Here is a 17,624-nt window from a genome sequence, read left to right as displayed (position 1 = left end):
CTGACATGGAGCGGCGCGAGAATCGCGCGGCTGTCCCAAAAAAACCGCCTTACACATAACGAAAAAAGGATATTCCATGCGCCGAGCCTTAAAACTTTATCCCCTTGCAGTGGTGGCCGCCGCTGCCATGGCCGCCTGCGGCGGCAGCGACTCCGGGAGCGGAAGCACGCCCGCAGCCGTCACCACCTCGGGCGTGGTGACCGGCAGCTATTTCGAGCACGCCAAGGTCTGCATCGATGCCAACAACAATGGCAAGTGCGAAAGCACGGAAACCAGCACCTACACCGACAAGAACGGCGCCTTTACGCTCACCGGCCAAGGCGCGATCGCCGCCGAGATCGGCAGCGACGCCTTCCGCAACGATGACACCGGCGGCCACGCAGCCGTGACCCGTCCGCTGGTGTTCCGCGCACCGGCCAGCGCCAACGGCGTGCTCAGCGCCATCACGACCGAACTGGTCGCGCTCATGGAGTCCAACGGCGGCGACCTCACCGCGGCCAAGGCACGTCTGGCCGCCCGCATCGGCGTGACGGCGGACAAGCTGCTGGCCGACCACAACAAGGAAACCGACAAGACCATCAAGGCGACCCTGCAGGCGGAGATCGATCAGACCATCGACCTGATCGCCGACTCGGTCGCCGGCGGCGGCGACATCGCCCAGGCCCTGCGCGACGGCGTCGCCAAGCGGGTCGCCCTCGACAACATCAAGACCGTGGTGGTGATCTATGCCGAGAACCGCGGCTTCGACAATCTCTACGGGCTGTTCCCGGGCGCCAACGGCGTCCCCGGCGTGAACCCCACCTCGACCGGCACCGTCGAACCGCAGAAGGACTTCGACGGCTCCGTGCTGCCGGTGCTGCCGCCGACCTGGGGCGGGCTCACCGCGGCAGGGCAAGCCGTGCAGCTGCCGCAGGCAAAGACCGCCAACTGGGCCAACAAGCCGTTCCAGATCGACACGCCACTCGCGTCCGGCGGCATCAACGGCAGCAACGTGGAGATTGCGCAGTCCGTCACCACACGCGACCTGGTGCACCGCTTCTACAACAACCAGATGCAGATCAACGGCGGCAAGAACGACAAGTACGCCGCGTTCTCGGACGCGGGCGGCCTGACGATGGGCTATTACGACGGCAGCCAGATGCAGATGTGGCAGCTCGCCAAGCAGTACGTGCTGGCCGACAATTTCTACATGGGTGCCTTTGGCGGCTCGTTCCTGAACCACCAATACCTGATCTGCGCCTGCGCGCCGCAGTACCCGAACGCCGACGCGGCCACCTCGCCGGCCAAGAACTCGATCTCGGCGATCGATGTCGACGCCAATGGCAACTTTGTCCGCCTGACCCCCGGCACCGGCAATCCCGCCTCGGTCCTCACCGGCAAGGCCACGTACCAGAACGACAGCACGTTGACGCCCGCGGATAAGAGCGGCATGTTCTACGCCGTCAACACCATGCAGCCGGACTACCAGCCGAGCGGCAACAAGCCCGCCACCACCGATACCACGGGTCTCTACGCCGACCCCACCAAGGCGACCACGCTGCCGCCGCAGACCCAGACCACCATCGGCGACCTGCTGAACGCACGCGGCGTAAGCTGGGCCTGGTACGCCGGTGCCTGGGCCAAGGCCACGCAGGACCCGACCGCCATCTACAACAACACGGTGCCCAACTTCCAGCCGCACCACCAGCCGTTCAACTACTACGCCAACTTCGACCCGGTCAACCAGGCCGCCAACCGCAGCGCGCACCTGAAGGACTTCGACAGCCAGTTCCTGCAGGACGCCGCCGCCGGCAACCTGCCCGCGGTCGCCTTCTACAAGCCGCAGGGCAACCTGAACCAGCACCCCGGCTATGCGAGCGTGACCGACGGCGACACGCATATCGCCAGCGTGATCGCGCAACTGCAGAAGAGCCCGCAGTGGAAGAACATGCTGATCCTCGTCACCTACGACGAGAACGGCGGCTTCTACGACCACGCGCAAGTGCCCACCGGCGACCGCTGGGGCCCGGGCACGCGCATCCCGGCGATCCTCGTGTCGCCGTACGCGAAGAAAGGCTTTGTCGACCACACGCAATACGACACGGCCTCGGCGCTGCGCTTCATCACCCGCCGCTTTGTCCTGCCGACTCTGCCGGGCCTGCAGCAACGCGATACCGCCCTGCTCGCGAACAAGGGCAAGGCCATGGGCGACCTGACCAACGCGCTGGACTTCACCGCCATGCCGCACTGAGCACGCACGGCGCCTTCGAGGAGCCAAGAAACAAAAAACCCCGGGAATCAACGATTCCCGGGGTTTTTTGTTTGCCGGTGCAGGCCGTACCGACTGTGTCGGCCTGGGATGGCGGGGATGCTCAGAACGGTCAGAACGGAATATCGTCGTCCATGTCTTCAAAGCCGTTCGACGGAGCCTGCTGCTGGCGACGCGCGCCGCCAGCACCTTGCTGGCCGCCGGCAGCCTGGCCGCCACCGCTGCGCGCACCGCCGCCGTAACCACCGCCGCCGCCCGACGATTCGCGGCCACCACCGTAGCCACCGCCGCCACCGCCCATGTCGTCGCCACCGCCGCCACCGCCGCCGCCCATGCCCTGGCGCGAGCCCAGCATCTGCATTTGCTCAGCCACGATTTCGGTGCTGTACTTTTCCGCGCCAGACTGGTCGGTCCACTTGCGGGTACGGATGCGCCCTTCGATATAGACCTGCGAGCCCTTGCGCAGGTACTGGCCGGCGATCTCGGCCAGCTTGCCGAAGAAGGCGATGCGGTGCCACTCGGTGGCTTCCTTCATCTCGCCGCTGGTCTTGTCCTTGTAACGATCGGTGGTCGCCAGGCGGATGTTGCTCACGGCGTCGCCGCTGGGCAGGTAGCGGGTTTCCGGATCCGCGCCCAGGTTGCCGACGAGGATGACTTTGTTGATCGATGCCATGTGAATGTTCTCCCAGGGCCACGCCCTCTGCTGCAAGCGGCGTGGCAATGCCTTGACTGTTGACTGATGCGTAAACGAATAACGCGCCCCCGGCCAAGAAGTCGGGCGCGCGGTCATGCTAGTGCCTAATTACGGCAAAAAGCTATACGAAGTGATGCGGGCAGCCCTTGCGGACCAATGACCGCGGGCTGCCAACTTCAGGCAGCGACGGCCTGGGCACTGCTTTTCCGGGCCGGCGGCGACTTCATGTTCCAGGCGATTATAAGCCAGAGGAGGAGCACCACGGCGCAGCCGATGAAGACCGCGCTACGGCCTTCGTGCTTGAGCAGCCAGCCACCCACGGCGCCGCCCAGGAACAGTCCCATCGCCTGCGTCGTGTTGTAGACGCCAAGCGCCGCCCCGCGCGCGGCGGCGGCGTAGCGCGACACCAGCGAGGGCTGCATGGCTTCCAGCACGTTGAAGGCCACGAAGAACAGCAGCAACACACCCACGATGCCCCACAGGCCGTGCACGGCGGCAAACAGCAGCTGCACCGCGGTCATCAGGCCGACCGCGCCGAGCAGCACGGGGCGTACCTTGCCATAGCGCTCGGCGGCCATCATCGGCCCGAGCATCAGCACGAAGGACACCAGCACCACCGGCAGGTAGACCTTCCAGTGCTGGTCCAGCGGCATGCCGGCATCGCTGAGCATGGCCGGCACCACCATGAACATGGCCACCTGCGACGCGTGCAGTGCCAGCACGCCCACGTTCAGGCGGACCAGGTCGGGGTTGAGCAGCACGCTGCGAAACGGCAGCCGCACGGGATGCGGCGGCGGCGGCGTGGGCACCAGGAACAGGGTCACCAGGATGGCGACCACGCCCAGCACCGACATCAGCGTGAAGATCCCGGGCATGCCGATGCTGTGCAGCAGCGGCGAGGCAATCACCAGCGACAGCGCGAAGGTCAGGCCGATGCTGCCGCCCACCATGGCCATGGCCTTGGTGCGATGCTGCTCGCGGGTCAGGTCAGCGATGCAGGCGGTGATGGCCGCGGAGATCGCGCCCATGCCTTGCAGCGAGCGGCCGATGATGATGCCGGACAACGTGTCGGAGTTGGCCGCCACCAGCCCGCCGGCGACAAACAGCAGCAGGCCCGCCACCATCACCGGCTTGCGGCCAACGCGGTCGGACAGCCAGCCGAGAGGAATGTGCAGGAAGGCTTGCATCAGGCCGTAGATGCCCATGGCCAGGCCCACGCGCTGGGCGTCGTGCCCGTCGGGCAGGCCATGCGCATATTCGGCGAACACAGGCAGGATCAGGAACAAGCCCAGCATGCGCAGCGCAAAAATACTGGCGAGCGAAATGCTGGCCCGCACTTCCATGCCGGTCATGCGGTCGCGCCCGGCAGCGGGCTGAACCTTGGAATCGTCGGCCTTGGCCGCATCTTGGGAGGAGCTATGGATCGACGACATTGCGATCGTGGGGAATTTCTATGACGGATTGCCGGGTCGTGCACCGCGCACGCACCGCATCACCCCAATGCTGACGGGGCGGCGACAACTTCGATCCATGGCCGGAGCGGAAGTTGCGGCGCTTCTGCCACCGTTGCTGCAGGGCGCAGTCAATTGGCCCAAGCAACCCCCGGAAACCGAAGTTCGGTATATTAACAGGTTTGCTCCGCTGCGCTTTCGGCTCCGAATCGGACACCGCGAGCCCCGGCGCGGGCCGGCAAAGCCCGGCCTGAGGCTGGCCTGAAGCCGGTCGCAGCCCTGCTGGCATGCTTTTTTCTTGAAATTCCGTGAGACCCGGCCTGTCGACCCGACCGGCGGCCCCGCCTGGCGAAGACAATCGGTATATGGAAGAAATTAGAATCCGTGGTGCCCGTACCCACAACCTGAAGAACATCAATCTCGATCTGCCGCGCAACAAGCTGATCGTGATTACCGGGCTGTCCGGATCGGGCAAGTCCTCGCTCGCCTTCGATACCCTGTACGCGGAGGGCCAGCGCCGCTACGTGGAGTCGCTGTCGGCCTACGCGCGCCAGTTCCTGCAGCTGATGGAAAAGCCGGACGTCGACCTGATCGAGGGGCTATCGCCCGCGATCGCCATCGAACAGAAGGCAACCAGCCACAACCCGCGCTCAACCGTGGGCACGGTCACCGAGATCCACGACTACCTGCGGCTGCTGTTCGCACGCGCCGGCACGCCTTACTGCCCCGACCACAACCTGGCGTTGCAGGCGCAAAGCGTCTCGCAGATGGTCGACGCCGCGCTGGCGCTGCCGGAAGACACCAAGCTGATGATCCTGGCGCCGGTGGTGGCCAACCGCAAGGGCGAACATTCCGACCTGTTCGACACCATGCAGGCCCAGGGTTTCGTGCGCTTTCGCATCCGCTCCGGCGGCGGCACCACGCATGAGGCACCGGCGGTGGTCTACGAGGTGGACGCGCTGCCCAAGCTGAAAAAGACCGAGAAGCATTCCATCGACGTGGTGGTGGATCGCGTCAAGGTACGCCCGGACATCAAGCAACGACTGGCGGAATCGTTTGAGACCGCGCTGCGCCTGGCCGATGGCCGCGCCATCGCGCTGGAGATCGACACCAACCAGGAGCACGGGTTCAGCTCCAAGTTTGCCTGCCCGATCTGCTCGTACTCGCTGCAGGAGCTGGAGCCGCGGCTGTTCTCGTTCAACAACCCGATGGGCGCCTGCCCGAGCTGCGACGGCCTGGGCCAGATCACCTTCTTCGATCCCAAGCGGGTGGTGGCCTTCCCTAACCTGTCGCTGGCCTCGGGCGCCATCAAGGGCTGGGACCGCCGCAACCAGTTTTACTTCCAGATGCTGCAAAGCCTGGCGGCCTACTACGACTTCGAGCTCGATACGGCCTTCGAGGACCTGCCGGCCGAGGTGCAGGAAGTCGTGCTGCACGGCTCGGGCGACGTGGAGATCCCGTTCACCTACATGAACGAACGTGGCCGCACCACGGTGCGCGAGCATGCCTTCGAGGGCATCATTCCCAACCTGGAGCGCCGCTACCGCGAGACCGACTCCATCGCGGTGCGCGAGGAGCTCGCCAAGTACCAGAACAACCAGGCCTGCCCCGCCTGCCACGGTACCCGCCTGCGCACCGAGGCGCGCCACGTCAAGCTGGGCGAGAACGACCAGGCGCGCGCCATCTACGAGATCAACGGCTGGCCGCTGCGCGACGCGCTCACCTATTTCCTCACGCTGGACATGCACGGCGCCAAGCGCGAGATCGCCGACAAGATCGTCAAGGAAATCAGCGCGCGCCTGAACTTCCTCAACAACGTGGGGCTGGATTACCTGTCGCTCGAGCGCAGCGCCGACACGCTGTCGGGCGGCGAGGCGCAACGCATCCGGCTGGCGTCGCAGATCGGCTCCGGCCTGACCGGCGTGATGTACGTGCTGGACGAACCTTCCATCGGCCTGCACCAGCGCGACAACGACCGCCTGATCGGCACGCTCAAGCACCTGCGCGACATCGGCAACTCCGTGCTGGTGGTGGAGCACGACGAAGACATGATCCGCGCCTGCGACTACGTGGTCGACATCGGCCCGGGCGCCGGCGTGCACGGCGGCATGATCGTGGCCGAAGGCACGCCGCAGCAGATCGAGCAGTCGGCCAATTCGCTCACCGGGCAGTACATGTCCGGCGCGCGCCGCATCGAGGTGCCGAAAGAGCGTGCCGCGCCCGACGAGGAAAAGCTGCTGCGCATCATCAACGCAACCGGCAACAACCTGCGCAACGTCAGCGCCGAGATCCCGGTGGGCCTGCTCACCTGCGTGACCGGCGTGTCCGGCTCGGGCAAGTCGACGCTGATCAACGACACGCTCTACCACGCGGTGGCGCGCCACCTGTATGGCTCCACGGCGGAGCCGGCCGCGCACGACCGCATCGACGGGCTGGAGCATTTCGACAAGGTCATCAACGTCGACCAGAGCCCGATCGGCCGCACCCCGCGCTCCAACCCCGCTACGTACACCGGCCTGTTCACGCCGATCCGCGAGCTGTTCGCGGGCGTGCCCTCGGCCAAGGAGCGTGGCTACGATCCGGGCCGCTTCTCGTTCAACGTCAAGGGCGGGCGCTGCGAGGCCTGCCAGGGCGATGGCGTGATCAAGGTCGAGATGCATTTCCTGCCGGACGTGTACGTGCCTTGCGACGTCTGCCACGGCAAGCGCTACAACCGCGAAACGCTGGAGGTGCTCTACAAGGGCAAGAACATCCACGAAGTGCTCGACATGACGGTAGAGCACGCGCACGAGTTCTTCCTGGCGGTGCCTGTCGTGCGGCGCAAGCTCAAGACGCTGCTGGACGTGGGCCTTGGCTACATCCGGCTGGGCCAGTCCGCCACCACGCTCTCGGGCGGCGAGGCGCAGCGCGTCAAGCTGTCGCTGGAGCTGTCCAAGCGCGACACCGGCCGCACGCTCTACATCCTGGACGAGCCCACCACGGGCCTGCACTTCCACGATATCGAGCTGCTGCTCAAGGTCATCCACAAGCTGCGCGACCAGGGCAACACGGTGGTCATCATCGAGCACAACCTGGACGTGATCAAGACCGCGGACTGGCTGCTCGACATGGGCCCGGAGGGCGGTGCGGGCGGTGGCCAGGTGATCGCCAAGGGCACGCCGGAAACGGTGGCGGCTAGCCGCGCGAGCTTCACCGGCAAGTACCTGGCGCCGCTGCTCGAGCGCCGCTGACCACGGTGCGCACGCGTTTCCGCCTCATCCTTTGCGCCTGGCAATGCGCGCTGCTGCTCGGCAGCGCCGCCGTTGCCGGCCCGGCTGTGGCGCAAGCCACCGTCACGCCGATCGACCTGGCCGCGCCGGCAGCGCGAGCACTCGATGAACCCGCCGCGCCGGCGGCATCCGCTCCGCCCGCGCAAGGCGCCCGGGAGGCCAGTGCCGCCAGCGCTGCCCAGGTACCTGCCAAGGCGAGCGGCGCTGTATCCGGCAATCTGGCGCTGACGCTGGGCGGCGCGGCCGTGCTTGTGGCCATCGCCGCGATGCTGCAGCGCGCGCGCCGCAGACGCCGCCCGCCCTCCTCGAAGTAGGCCCGCGCTGCGCCTTGCATTCGACCTTGCCCGGCCTACCATAGACTGCGGAAGGCCGCGCCTCCTGAAGCCCTTTCCGGGGCTGGCACAGGCCAATGCAGGAGCACGGCCATGGAACTCACCGTAGTGCCGATCGCCAAGCCCGAGGCGACCAACTTCATTTTCGGGCAATCCCACTTCATCAAGACCGTGGACGACATCCACGAGGCGCTGGCCGGCGCGGTGCCGGGCATCCGCTTTGGACTAGCGTTCTGCGAGGCCTCGGGCAAGCGCCTTGTGCGCTGGTCCGGCACCGACGAGGCGATGATCGACCTGGCGTGCCAGAACGCGCTGGCAATCGGTGCCGGCCACTGCTTCCTGGTGTTCCTTGGCGACGGCTTCTATCCGGTCAATGTGCTCGCGACCGTGCGCGCGGTGCCGGAGGTATGCCGGATCTATTGCGCCACGGCAAACCCGACCGAGGTGGTGGTAGCGCAGACCGCGCAGGGGCGCGCGGTGCTTGGCGTGGTAGATGGCGCTTCGCCGCTCGGGCTGGAAACCGAGGCTGACATTGCCTCGCGGCGGAACCTGCTGCGGGAGATCGGCTACAAGCTGTAGCCACTCCTTAGTGGCTCCTTAGTGCGCCTGCGCGGACGGCACGGCCCTGGCCGGGGGTTCGCCATCATCTTCCTTCATGCGGCTGCGGTTAAGCACGCCAGCTTCTTCCAGCACCGGGTAGGCGGTGGCGCAGAACAACGAGTTCAGGCGCTTGAGATCGCTGATCACGTCGAGGTGCAGCGAGCTGGTCTCGATGCTCTCGGCGGTCTGCACGGCGATGCGTTGCAGGTGGGTGCGCGCGTACTGGCGCTCCAGCTCGCGGAAAGTCGCCTTCTCCGCCATCAGTAGCTGCGCGCTTTTCAGGTCGCCGGAGAGGAAGACCGACAGCCCGAGCCGCAGGTTGGCCACCACGCGCGCGTGCATCTGCGAGATCTCCTGCATGCCCGCTTCCGAGAAGGCCAGGTTATGAGCGATCTTCTTTTCGCGCGCGTCTTGCAGGATGCGCTCGATGATGTCGCCGGCATGCTCGAGGTTGATGGTGAGCGAGATGATTTCCGTCCAGCGCCGGCCGTCGCGCTCATCCAGCGCCTCCAGGCTGATCCGGGTCAGGTAGAGCTTGATCGCGGTGTAGAGATCGTCCACCTCGTCGTCGATGCGGCAGGTGGCGGTGGCGAGCTTGGCATCGTTGGTGCGCAGCACGCGCAGCATGTTGTCCAGCATCTGCTCGATGCGGTCGCCAATGCGCAGCACCTCGCGCGCGGCATTGGACAGCGCCAGCGCCGGCGTGGGCAGCGCGGCGGGATCGAGGTGGCGCGGGGTGACCTGGCTGTCGCCGGTGTTGCGCCCGGGCAGCACCGCCTCGCACAGGCGCGCCAGCGGACCGGTGGCGCCCAGCAGCAGCACTGCCAGCGCCACATTGAAGAGCAGGTGGAAATTCACGACCAGCCGCTGCGGATCGGCGTCGACCAGCGCCAGCAGGTGTTCGGCCTGGCCCAGCAAGGGCAGCGCGATCACGCATCCGAGCAGGCGCGACAGCAGGTTGCCCAGCGTGACGCGCTTGCCGGGCTGGTTGTTGCCCGAGGTGGTCAGCAACGCGGAAATGCCCGAGCCCAGGTTGGCGCCCAGCACCAGCGCCATGGCCACATGCAGGGACACCACCCCGGCCGAGGCCAGCGCCCCGCAGAACAGCACCACCGCCAGGCTGGAATAGCAAAGGATGGTCAGTAAGGCGCCAATCAGCATGTCCAGCGTGGGGTCTCCGGTGAGCGTGCCGAACAACACCTTGACGCCAGCCGCTTCCACCACGGGGCGGGTGGCAATGGAGATCAGCTCCAGCGCCAGCGTGATCAGCCCCAGGCCGATCAGCACGCGGCCCACGTGGCCAGGCTTGTTGCCCTTCCAGGACAGATGCAGGATCACGCCAACGAAGATCAGCAGCGGCGACAGCCAGGACAGGTCCAGCGAGAACACTTGCACCATGATGGCGGTGCCGACGTTGGCGCCCAGCATGATGGCCAGCGCCGGCGCCACGGCAATCAGGCCCTGGCCGACGAAGGAACTGACGATGACGGCGGTCGCGTTGCTGCTCTGGACCAGGCCGGTCACGCCGAGGCCGGCGGCAAAGGCCGTGAACCGGTTGGAAATGCTGGACGAGAGCACGTGGCGCAGGTTGGCGCCATACACGCGCAGGATGCCGACCTTGACGATGTTGGTGCCCCACACCAGCAGCGCCACGCCGGAAAGCAAATGTAGTAGTACGCCCATGCTGCGCCCTTATGCCCTTATGTGACCGGTGCCTCCATTGCGGATCGCAAGATTTCGCCCGGCCATCGTATCGTTGTCAATGGGGCATTATGCGCCTGCCGGCATGTGTGGGCAACGCCATGTCCACGCGGTGGAAATGGCCGCAAGCCCAATGCGCAAGCCGCTCGGAGAGCGGCCGTCAATGCGGGTCAATGCCCGTCAAAGCGGCAAACCGTGAACAGCGGCAGGCCGCTATCCAGCAGGTGGCGCGAGCCACCGAGCTCGGGCAGGTCGACGATGGCGGCGCCTTCCACCACGGTGGCGCCCAGCCGCTCAAGCAGCTTGCGTCCAGCCATCATGGTGCCGCCGGTGGCGATCAGGTCGTCCACCAGCAGCACGCGGTCACCCGGCTTGCAGGCATCGGCATGGATCTCCACCGTGGCGCTGCCGTACTCCAGCTCATACTCCTCGGCCACGGTCTCGAACGGCAGCTTGCCCTTCTTGCGGATCGGCACGAAGCCCAGGTTCAGCTCGTACGCCACGATGGCGCCCAGGATAAAGCCGCGTGCGTCGATGCCGGCCACCACGTCGAGCTTGGCGTCCATGTAGCGGTGCACAAAGACATCGATCAGCACGCGCAGGGACTTGGGATCCTGCAGCAACGGCGTGATGTCGCGGAACATCACGCCGGGCTGGGGCCAGTCCGGCACGGTACGGATGCGTTCGCGCAGGTAGTGGGTAACGTCGCCAAGGGCGGACGACTGGATAGTGGTGTTGGGCATGGGGACTCGTTCGGGCAGCCCGCCAAATCGGCAGGCTGGATGCGGTAATGGGTTACCACCCGGGCTGCCGCAAACGGCAACACAATGGGCAACGCCTGGGCGGATGGCACGCTTTGCGGCGTGGCTCCCCCAGGACAACCGTAACCATACAGGAGACAGCGATGGCGAAAAAGATCTTGATGCTGGTCGGCGACTACGCCGAAGACTATGAAACCATGGTGCCTTTCCAGGCACTCCAGATGGTGGGCCACACGGTCCATGCGGTGTGTCCGGACAAGGCGGCCGGCGCCAGCTGCCCCACCGCCATCCATGATTTCGAGGGCGACCAGACCTATAGCGAAAAGCGCGGCCACAACTTCGCGCTGAACGCGAGTTTTGCCGATGTGGATCCAGCGGCCTACGACGGGCTGGTCATCCCGGGCGGGCGCGCCCCGGAATACCTGCGCCTGAACGAGCGGGTGCTGGAAATCGTGCGGCACTTTGCCAGCACCAACAAGCCGATCGCCGCGGTGTGCCACGGCGCCCAGCTGCTAGCCGCGGCCGGCGTGCTGGAAGGCCGGACCTGCTCGGCCTATCCGGCCTGCGCGCCCGAAGTGCGCCTGGCGGGCGGAAAATATGCCGACATTCCAGTCGACCAGGCCTACACGGATGGCAACCTGGTAAGCGCACCGGCCTGGCCCGCGCACCCGGCGTGGCTGGCGCAGTTCCTTGCCGTCCTGGGCACCAGGATCGTACATTAGAGGCTACCGAACGCGGCCCGCGAGCCCACCTAGGGCTATCGCGGGCCATTAAGCACGGGAGTTCTTCTATGTGTGAAATCTTCATCCGGGCCACCCCGCAGTCGTACCAGGGCCAGTCACGCTCGCTCCGGCTGCATGGCGTGGCCACCAGCATCCGGCTGGAAAGCCTGTTCTGGGAAGTGCTCGAAACGCTGGCACGCCGCGATGGCATGAGCGTGGGCCAGCTCATCACCCGGCTGCACGACGAACTGGTGGCCTACCGGGGCGAGGCGGCAAACTTCACGTCCTTCCTGCGCGTATGCTGCCTGCGCTACCTGATGCTGCAAGGCGAAGGCCGCATTCCCGCCGACCCGCGCGTCCCGATCGGCTCGCTCGACGCGCGCTCCGTGCTAGAGGGCCTGCCGGCATCGTGGGCGGAAGAGGCGCACACCGGCAGCCGCGTGGCGGCATGAACCCGAACTTGCGGCCACTGAGCGCATAGCGCAGGCTCAGCCGGCCAGCATGCGCGCCTCGGCCGCTTCCAGCGCCTCTGGCTGGCCGCGCAAGACCACGATATCGCCCGGCTCCAGTACGGTATCGGGCTCCGGATCGAACGCGCGGATACCACGCCGGCGCACCGCCGTAACTTCCACCCCGATACGGTCCAGCCCGAGCGCGCCCAGGCGCCGCCCCACCGACGTGGCCTCCGGGCCAAGCGAAATGGAGTGCAGCCGCACGGACTCTCGCTCCACCATGTCTTCCTCGTCATCGCGGCCGTGGAAGTAGCCGCGCAGCAGGCTGTAGCGCGCATCGCGCGCCTCCTGCACCCCTCGCACCACGCGCCGCATCGGCACGCCCAGAAGCACCAGCGCGTGCGAGGCCAGCATCAGGCTGCCCTCGATGCTTTCCGGCACCACCTCGGTGGCGCCCGCTTTTTGCAGGATGTCGAGTTCCGAGTCGTCCATGGTGCGCACGATCACGGGCAGCGCTGGCTCCAGCTCCTGCACATGGTGCAGCACCTTCAGCGCCGAGGGTGTGTTGTTGTAAGTGATGATCAAGGCGGCCGCGCGATGCAGGCCCGCCGCGATCAGCGCCTCGCGCCGGCCCGCATCGCCGTACACCACGGTATCGCCCGCGCCGGCGGCTTCGCGCACCCGGTCGGGGTCGAGGTCCAGCGCCACGTAGGTAATGCCCTCGCGCTCCAGCATATGCGCCAGGTTCTGGCCGCTGCGGCCAAACCCGCAGATGATGGCGTGCTTCTCGGTCTGCAGGCTCTGCACCGCGATGCGCGTCATGTTGAGCGACTGCATCAGCCATTCGTTGGCGGTAAAGCGCAGCACGATGGCGTCGCTGTACTGGATCAGGAACGGTGCCGCCAGCATCGACAACAGCATCGAGGCCAGGATGACCTGGATCAGCACCGGGTCGACCAGGTTCAGGCCGTCGATCTGGTTAAGCAGCACAAAGCCGAACTCGCCGGCCTGCGCCAGGCCCAGGCCGGTACGGATCGCCACCCCCTGGCGCGAACCGAACAAGCGGGCCAGGCCGGAGATCAGCACCAGTTTGAAGACAATGGGCACCACCAGCAGCGCCAGCACCAGCCACAAGTGATCGAGCACCACATGGATATTGAGCAGCATGCCGATGGTGACGAAGAACAGCCCCAGCAGCACATCGCGGAAGGGCTTGATGTCCTCCTCCACCTGATGGCGATACGGCGTCTCGGAGATCAGCATGCCGGCCATGAAGGCGCCCAGCGCCATCGAAAGGCCTAGCCGCTCGGTCAGCGCGGCCATGCCCAGCGTGACCAGCAGCAGGTTGAGCATGAACAGCTCTTGCGAGCGGCGCGCCGCCACGATGTGGAACCAGCGGCTCATGAAGCGCTGGCCGACGAAGAAGATCAGGCTCAGGGCCACCACGATCTTCACCGTGGCCAGGCCCAGCGCCATCATCAGGTCGCCCGGATCGCGCGAGAGCGCCGGGATCACGATCAGCAGCGGCACCACGGCCAGGTCCTGGAACAGCAGGATGCTGATGATGTTGCGCCCGTGCTCGCTCTCCAGCTCCAGCCGCTCCGACAGCATCTTGGACACGATGGCGGTGGATGACATGGCCAGCGCGCCGCCCAGCGCCACCGAGGCCTGCCAGGACAGCGGAAACAGCCAGTTGAACGCCCAGCTCGCCGGAATCACGGCCAGGAGCGACAGCACCACCTGCGAGCCGCCCAGGCCGAACACCTGCCGCTTCATCGCCTTGAGCTTGCCCAGGCTGAACTCCAGGCCGATCGAGAACATCAAAAAGACCACGCCGAACTCGGCCAGGTATTTGGTTTGCGCGGTATCGCTGGCCAGGCCGAGCGCATGCGGCCCGATCAGGATGCCCACGACCAGGTACCCCAGCATCGGCGGCAACTGCAACATGCGAAACGCGACCACGCCAAATACGGCGGCGGCCAGCAGGACAAGGGTAAGGTCCAGCGGAGAGTGCATCGACAGGGTCAGGGTACGCCGCGCCGGGCACCGGGCCGGCCCGGTGCGGGCGGCCCTGCCGGCGGATTACGGCAAGCGCGATGGCCGCCCCGGCCGCCCGATCCCAGGAACAGCCCAAGCGCCATCGCATTCGTTGGTATACTTCGTCGCCATGATAGCTAATTTCAATGCGGATCGAGCACTTAGGCTCGCTCGCGAAACCCTCCAGATCGAAGCCGACGCCGTCGCTGCCCTCGCAGGCCGCCTGGACGACGGATTTGCGCAAGCCGTGCAACTGACGCTCAATTGCAGCGGGCGCGTCGTCGTGTCCGGCATCGGCAAGTCGGGCCACATCGGCCGCAAGGTCGCGGCCACGCTGGCCTCGACCGGCACGCCCGCGTTTTTCGTGCATCCGGCCGAGGCCAGCCACGGCGACCTGGGCATGGTCACGCGCGACGATGTGCTGATCGCCTTTTCCAATTCCGGAGAGACCGCCGAGTTGCTTTCGATTGTCCCGATCGTCAAGCGCATCGGCGCCAAGCTCATCTCCGTGACCGGCAACCCCGCCTCCACGCTGGCCCAGCTGGCCGACGCGCACCTCAATGCCGGCGTGGAAAAAGAAGCCTGCCCGCTCAACCTGGCCCCGACCGCCAGCACCACCGCCGCACTGGCGATGGGCGACGCGCTCGCGGTGGCGGTGCTGGATGCCCGCGGCTTCGGCGAGGAAGACTTTGCCCGCTCGCATCCGGGCGGCGCGCTCGGGCGCAAGCTGCTGACCCACGTGCGCGACGTCATGCGCAGCGGCAACGCGGTGCCCAAGGTACGCGAGAGCACGCCGCTGGCACAGGCCCTGATGGAAATCACCCGCAAAGGCATGGCAATGACCGCGGTGGTGGACCCGGACGACCGCCTGATCGGCGTCTTCACCGATGGCGACCTGCGCCGCCTGCTCGAAACCCCGCGCGACTGGAAGACCGTACCCATCAGCGAGGTCATGCACCGCACACCGCATACCGTCGGGCCGGACCAGCTGGCCGTGGAAGCCGTGCAGGTGATGGAGGCGAACCGCATCAACCAGATGCTGGTGGTCGACGCAGAGCGGCGCCTGGTCGGCGCGCTCCACATCCACGACCTGACCCGCGCCAAGGTCATCTGAGGCCAGCCCATGCCTATGCGGGAAATCCTGTCCTCCCTGAGCCGGCTTGCCATGCGAGCCCTGCCCCTGCTGCTGATGGCACTGGTGGCGGGCAGCACCTTCTGGCTGGTGCAGGTCAACTCCCCGAAAGAAGCGGACACCGGGCCGGTAGGCAAGAAGCATGAACCGGATTACTACATGATCCGTTTTTCCGCGACCGAGCTTGCCGAGGACGGCAACACCAAGCTGCGCTTCACCGGCGACAAGATGATCCACTTCGAGGACGACCAGACCTACGAAGTGACGCGCCCGGCCATGCGCTCCTATGAAATCGACCGTCCGCCCGTCACCGGCCACTCTGATCGCGGCACGATGAACGCGGAAGGCTCGGTCATCGACCTGTTCGGCAATGCCTTCATCGTGCGTACCCAGGGCCCCGACCCCGCCAAGGATCCGCAGATGACGGCCGCCTCGGAGTATTTCCAGGTGCTGGTGAACGATGACATCGTCAAGACCGACAAGGCTGTCAAGCTGACCCGCGGCCCGTCGGTGATGACCGCCAACGGCCTGGTCTTCAACAATGTCACTCGCGAAGTACAATTGCTGGGTAACGTACGCGGCACCATCATCACGGGGCCGCCGCCGGCGAGTCCCACGAAGTAGCCCCGAAGCCGCCCGCGGGCACCAACCGCCCGCGTCAACCGCCATCACGCCAACATGAATCCATTCCCGACGACTTCGTCCTGTCTGCGCCGCAGCACGGCCGCTTTGCTGACGCTGGCCGCCGTCCTGGGCCTCACGCTGGCCGCGCCCGCCAGCGCCGAAAAGGCCGACCGCGAAAAGCCGCTGGTCCTGGAGGCCGACAATGCCAGCTACGATGACGTCAAGCAGGTCTATGTACTGACTGGCAACGTGGTGCTGACCAAGGGCACCATGGTGCTCAAATCCGACGCAGCCGAAGTCCGTACCGATCCCGAGGGCTACCAGTACGCGGTCGCGACCTCCAAGGGCGGCAAGCAAGCCTATATCCGGCAGAAGCGCGACAACGTCGACGAGTACATCGATGGCTGGGGCGACCGCATCGAATATGACGGCAAGCAGGAGTTGTCCAAGCTGATCGGGCGCGCCCGCATGGCCCGCCTGGCCGGCGCCAAGCTGGTCGACGAGATCCGCGGCGCGGTGATCACCTATGACAGCCGCAACGAGTTCTACACGGCCAGCGGCGGCGCCGAGAACGCGACCGCGGGCAGCCCGTCGGGCCGCGTGCGCGCCGTGTTGTCGCCGCGCCAGGAGCAGCCCGCCAGCGGTGCCGCAGCCAATCCGCTGCCGCTCAAGCCGGCAGCTGCCCCCGTCAACCCCTGACCTGACGCCGCCACGTCCCTGATCCACGGATTCTGACTTCACCTTCATGACCGCTACCCAAACCGCACCGTCCCAGCCCGCCACCCTGAAGGACAGCAGCACGCTGGTCGTGCGCCACCTGAAGAAGCGCTACGGCTCGCGCACCGTGGTCAAGGACGTGTCGCTCGACGTGAAGAGCGGCGAGGTGGTCGGCTTGCTGGGCCCCAACGGCGCGGGCAAGACCACGTCGTTCTACATGATCGTGGGGCTGGTGGCGCTGGACGAAGGCGATATCGTGCTCGACGACAAACACATCAGCGGCCTGGCCATCCATGAGCGAGCACGCATGGGCCTGTCCTACCTGCCGCAGGAAGCCTCCGTGTTCCGCAAGCTCAATGTGCAGGAGAACATCCGCGCAGTGCTGGAGCTGCAGCTCAACGATGGCAAACCCCTGGGCAAGGCCGAGATCGAGCGCCGGCTGGACACCCTGCTGGATGACCTGCAGATTGCCCACCTGCGCGACAACCCGGCGCTGTCGCTGTCCGGCGGCGAGCGCCGCCGCGTGGAAATCGCCCGCGCGCTGGCCTCCGCGCCGCGCTTCATCCTGCTCGACGAGCCCTTCGCCGGCGTCGACCCGATCGCGGTTGGCGAAATCCAGCGCATCGTCAGCTTCCTCAAGGCACGCAATATCGGCGTGCTGATCACCGACCACAACGTGCGCGAGACGCTAGGCATCTGCGACCACGCCTACATCATCAGCGAAGGCGCGGTGCTGGCGTCCGGGCAGCCTGAGGACATCATCGCCAACGAGTCGGTGCGCAAGGTCTACCTGGGCGAGAACTTCCGCATGTAAGGGCGCGCGGCGCCTGCCGCGCATCGCCCCCCGGGCGGCTTCGGTGTCGCCTTTTATCCTTCAAACGATC

General features: G+C 66.3%; 15 protein-coding genes. 10 read left to right on the top strand and 5 right to left on the bottom strand.

Features of this window, described 5'->3' with window-relative positions:
- Positions 1 to 76 precede the first annotated feature (76 nt).
- Positions 77 to 2,230, top strand: coding sequence for an acid phosphatase (acpA, locus tag AC1RQK_RS19170; protein ID WP_492810509.1), 2,154 nt, complete (start codon positions 77 to 79; stop codon positions 2,228 to 2,230).
- A gap of 130 nt (positions 2,231 to 2,360) precedes the next feature.
- On the opposite strand, the gene ssb is transcribed toward acpA, so the two are convergent.
- Complete coding sequence (gene ssb / locus AC1RQK_RS19165) at positions 2,361 to 2,921, bottom strand: single-stranded DNA-binding protein (protein ID WP_174425613.1); 561 nt, start codon at positions 2,919 to 2,921, stop codon at positions 2,361 to 2,363.
- 197 nt (positions 2,922 to 3,118) lie between these two features.
- Entirely contained in the window at positions 3,119 to 4,375 is a 1,257-nt protein-coding gene (locus tag AC1RQK_RS19160) for an MFS transporter (RefSeq protein ID WP_492810506.1), read from the bottom strand.
- Between the two features lie 383 nt (positions 4,376 to 4,758).
- On the opposite strand from AC1RQK_RS19160, the gene uvrA reads away from it, so the two are divergent.
- The 3 genes from uvrA (at position 4,759) to AC1RQK_RS19145 (ending at position 8,573) form a co-directional block, all read left to right on the top strand.
- Positions 4,759 to 7,623 (top strand): excinuclease ABC subunit UvrA, encoded by a 2,865-nt coding sequence (gene uvrA, locus AC1RQK_RS19155; RefSeq protein WP_150991795.1) that lies wholly within the window; start codon positions 4,759 to 4,761, stop codon positions 7,621 to 7,623.
- Positions 7,624 to 7,628: 5 nt separating this feature from the next.
- A complete protein-coding gene (locus AC1RQK_RS19150) occupies positions 7,629 to 7,976 on the top strand; it encodes a hypothetical protein (protein ID WP_492375329.1) in 348 nt (115 codons plus the stop codon).
- Positions 7,977 to 8,087: 111 nt separating this feature from the next.
- The gene (locus AC1RQK_RS19145; RefSeq protein ID WP_492375328.1) at positions 8,088 to 8,573 is read left to right on the top strand and encodes an adenosine-specific kinase; all 486 of its coding nucleotides are present in this window, start codon (positions 8,088 to 8,090) and stop codon (positions 8,571 to 8,573) included.
- Positions 8,574 to 8,591: 18 nt separating this feature from the next.
- Here the strand turns inward: AC1RQK_RS19145 and AC1RQK_RS19140 are convergent, their stop codons facing one another.
- Both AC1RQK_RS19140 and AC1RQK_RS19135 read right to left on the bottom strand, forming a co-directional pair.
- Positions 8,592 to 10,277: a Na/Pi cotransporter family protein gene (locus AC1RQK_RS19140; RefSeq protein WP_492810503.1), complete on the bottom strand. Its 1,686-nt coding sequence runs from the start codon at positions 10,275 to 10,277 to the stop codon at positions 8,592 to 8,594.
- Positions 10,278 to 10,465: 188 nt separating this feature from the next.
- Positions 10,466 to 11,038, bottom strand: coding sequence for an adenine phosphoribosyltransferase (locus AC1RQK_RS19135; RefSeq protein WP_267605425.1), 573 nt, complete (start codon positions 11,036 to 11,038; stop codon positions 10,466 to 10,468).
- A gap of 161 nt (positions 11,039 to 11,199) precedes the next feature.
- On the opposite strand from AC1RQK_RS19135, the gene AC1RQK_RS19130 reads away from it, so the two are divergent.
- Together AC1RQK_RS19130 and AC1RQK_RS19125 are read left to right on the top strand one after the other, a co-directional pair.
- Positions 11,200 to 11,778, top strand: a complete 579-nt coding sequence (locus AC1RQK_RS19130; RefSeq protein WP_006159426.1) for a DJ-1/PfpI family protein — start codon at positions 11,200 to 11,202, stop codon at positions 11,776 to 11,778.
- A gap of 68 nt (positions 11,779 to 11,846) precedes the next feature.
- Positions 11,847 to 12,230 carry a ribbon-helix-helix domain-containing protein gene (locus tag AC1RQK_RS19125; protein ID WP_492375326.1) on the top strand — a complete coding sequence of 128 codons (384 nt, stop codon included), beginning with the start codon at positions 11,847 to 11,849 and terminating at the stop codon, positions 12,228 to 12,230.
- Between the two features lie 36 nt (positions 12,231 to 12,266).
- Here the strand turns inward: AC1RQK_RS19125 and AC1RQK_RS19120 are convergent, their stop codons facing one another.
- Positions 12,267 to 14,246: a monovalent cation:proton antiporter family protein gene (locus AC1RQK_RS19120; protein WP_492375325.1), complete on the bottom strand. Its 1,980-nt coding sequence runs from the start codon at positions 14,244 to 14,246 to the stop codon at positions 12,267 to 12,269.
- Between the two features lie 151 nt (positions 14,247 to 14,397).
- Here AC1RQK_RS19120 and AC1RQK_RS19115 point away from each other — a divergent pair, with 151 nt between their 5' ends.
- Genes AC1RQK_RS19115 through lptB form a run of 4 tightly spaced genes read left to right on the top strand, consistent with a single transcriptional unit; the run spans position 14,398 to position 17,554 of the window.
- Entirely contained in the window at positions 14,398 to 15,381 is a 984-nt protein-coding gene (locus AC1RQK_RS19115) for a KpsF/GutQ family sugar-phosphate isomerase (RefSeq protein WP_492375324.1), read from the top strand.
- Between the two features lie 15 nt (positions 15,382 to 15,396).
- Positions 15,397 to 16,023, top strand: a complete 627-nt coding sequence (gene lptC / locus AC1RQK_RS19110; protein ID WP_492375332.1) for an LPS export ABC transporter periplasmic protein LptC — start codon at positions 15,397 to 15,399, stop codon at positions 16,021 to 16,023.
- 54 nt (positions 16,024 to 16,077) lie between these two features.
- Positions 16,078 to 16,722, top strand: a complete 645-nt coding sequence (lptA, locus tag AC1RQK_RS19105) for a lipopolysaccharide transport periplasmic protein LptA (RefSeq protein ID WP_492810499.1) — start codon at positions 16,078 to 16,080, stop codon at positions 16,720 to 16,722.
- A gap of 46 nt (positions 16,723 to 16,768) precedes the next feature.
- Entirely contained in the window at positions 16,769 to 17,554 is a 786-nt protein-coding gene (gene lptB / locus AC1RQK_RS19100) for an LPS export ABC transporter ATP-binding protein (RefSeq protein ID WP_150991814.1), read from the top strand.
- Positions 17,555 to 17,624 lie beyond the last annotated feature (70 nt).

Source organism: Cupriavidus sp. GW822-FHT02D05 (assembly GCF_058802485.1).
Note: the sequence above shows the minus strand (reverse complement) of the source record. Positions and strands in the feature narration are given on the sequence as shown.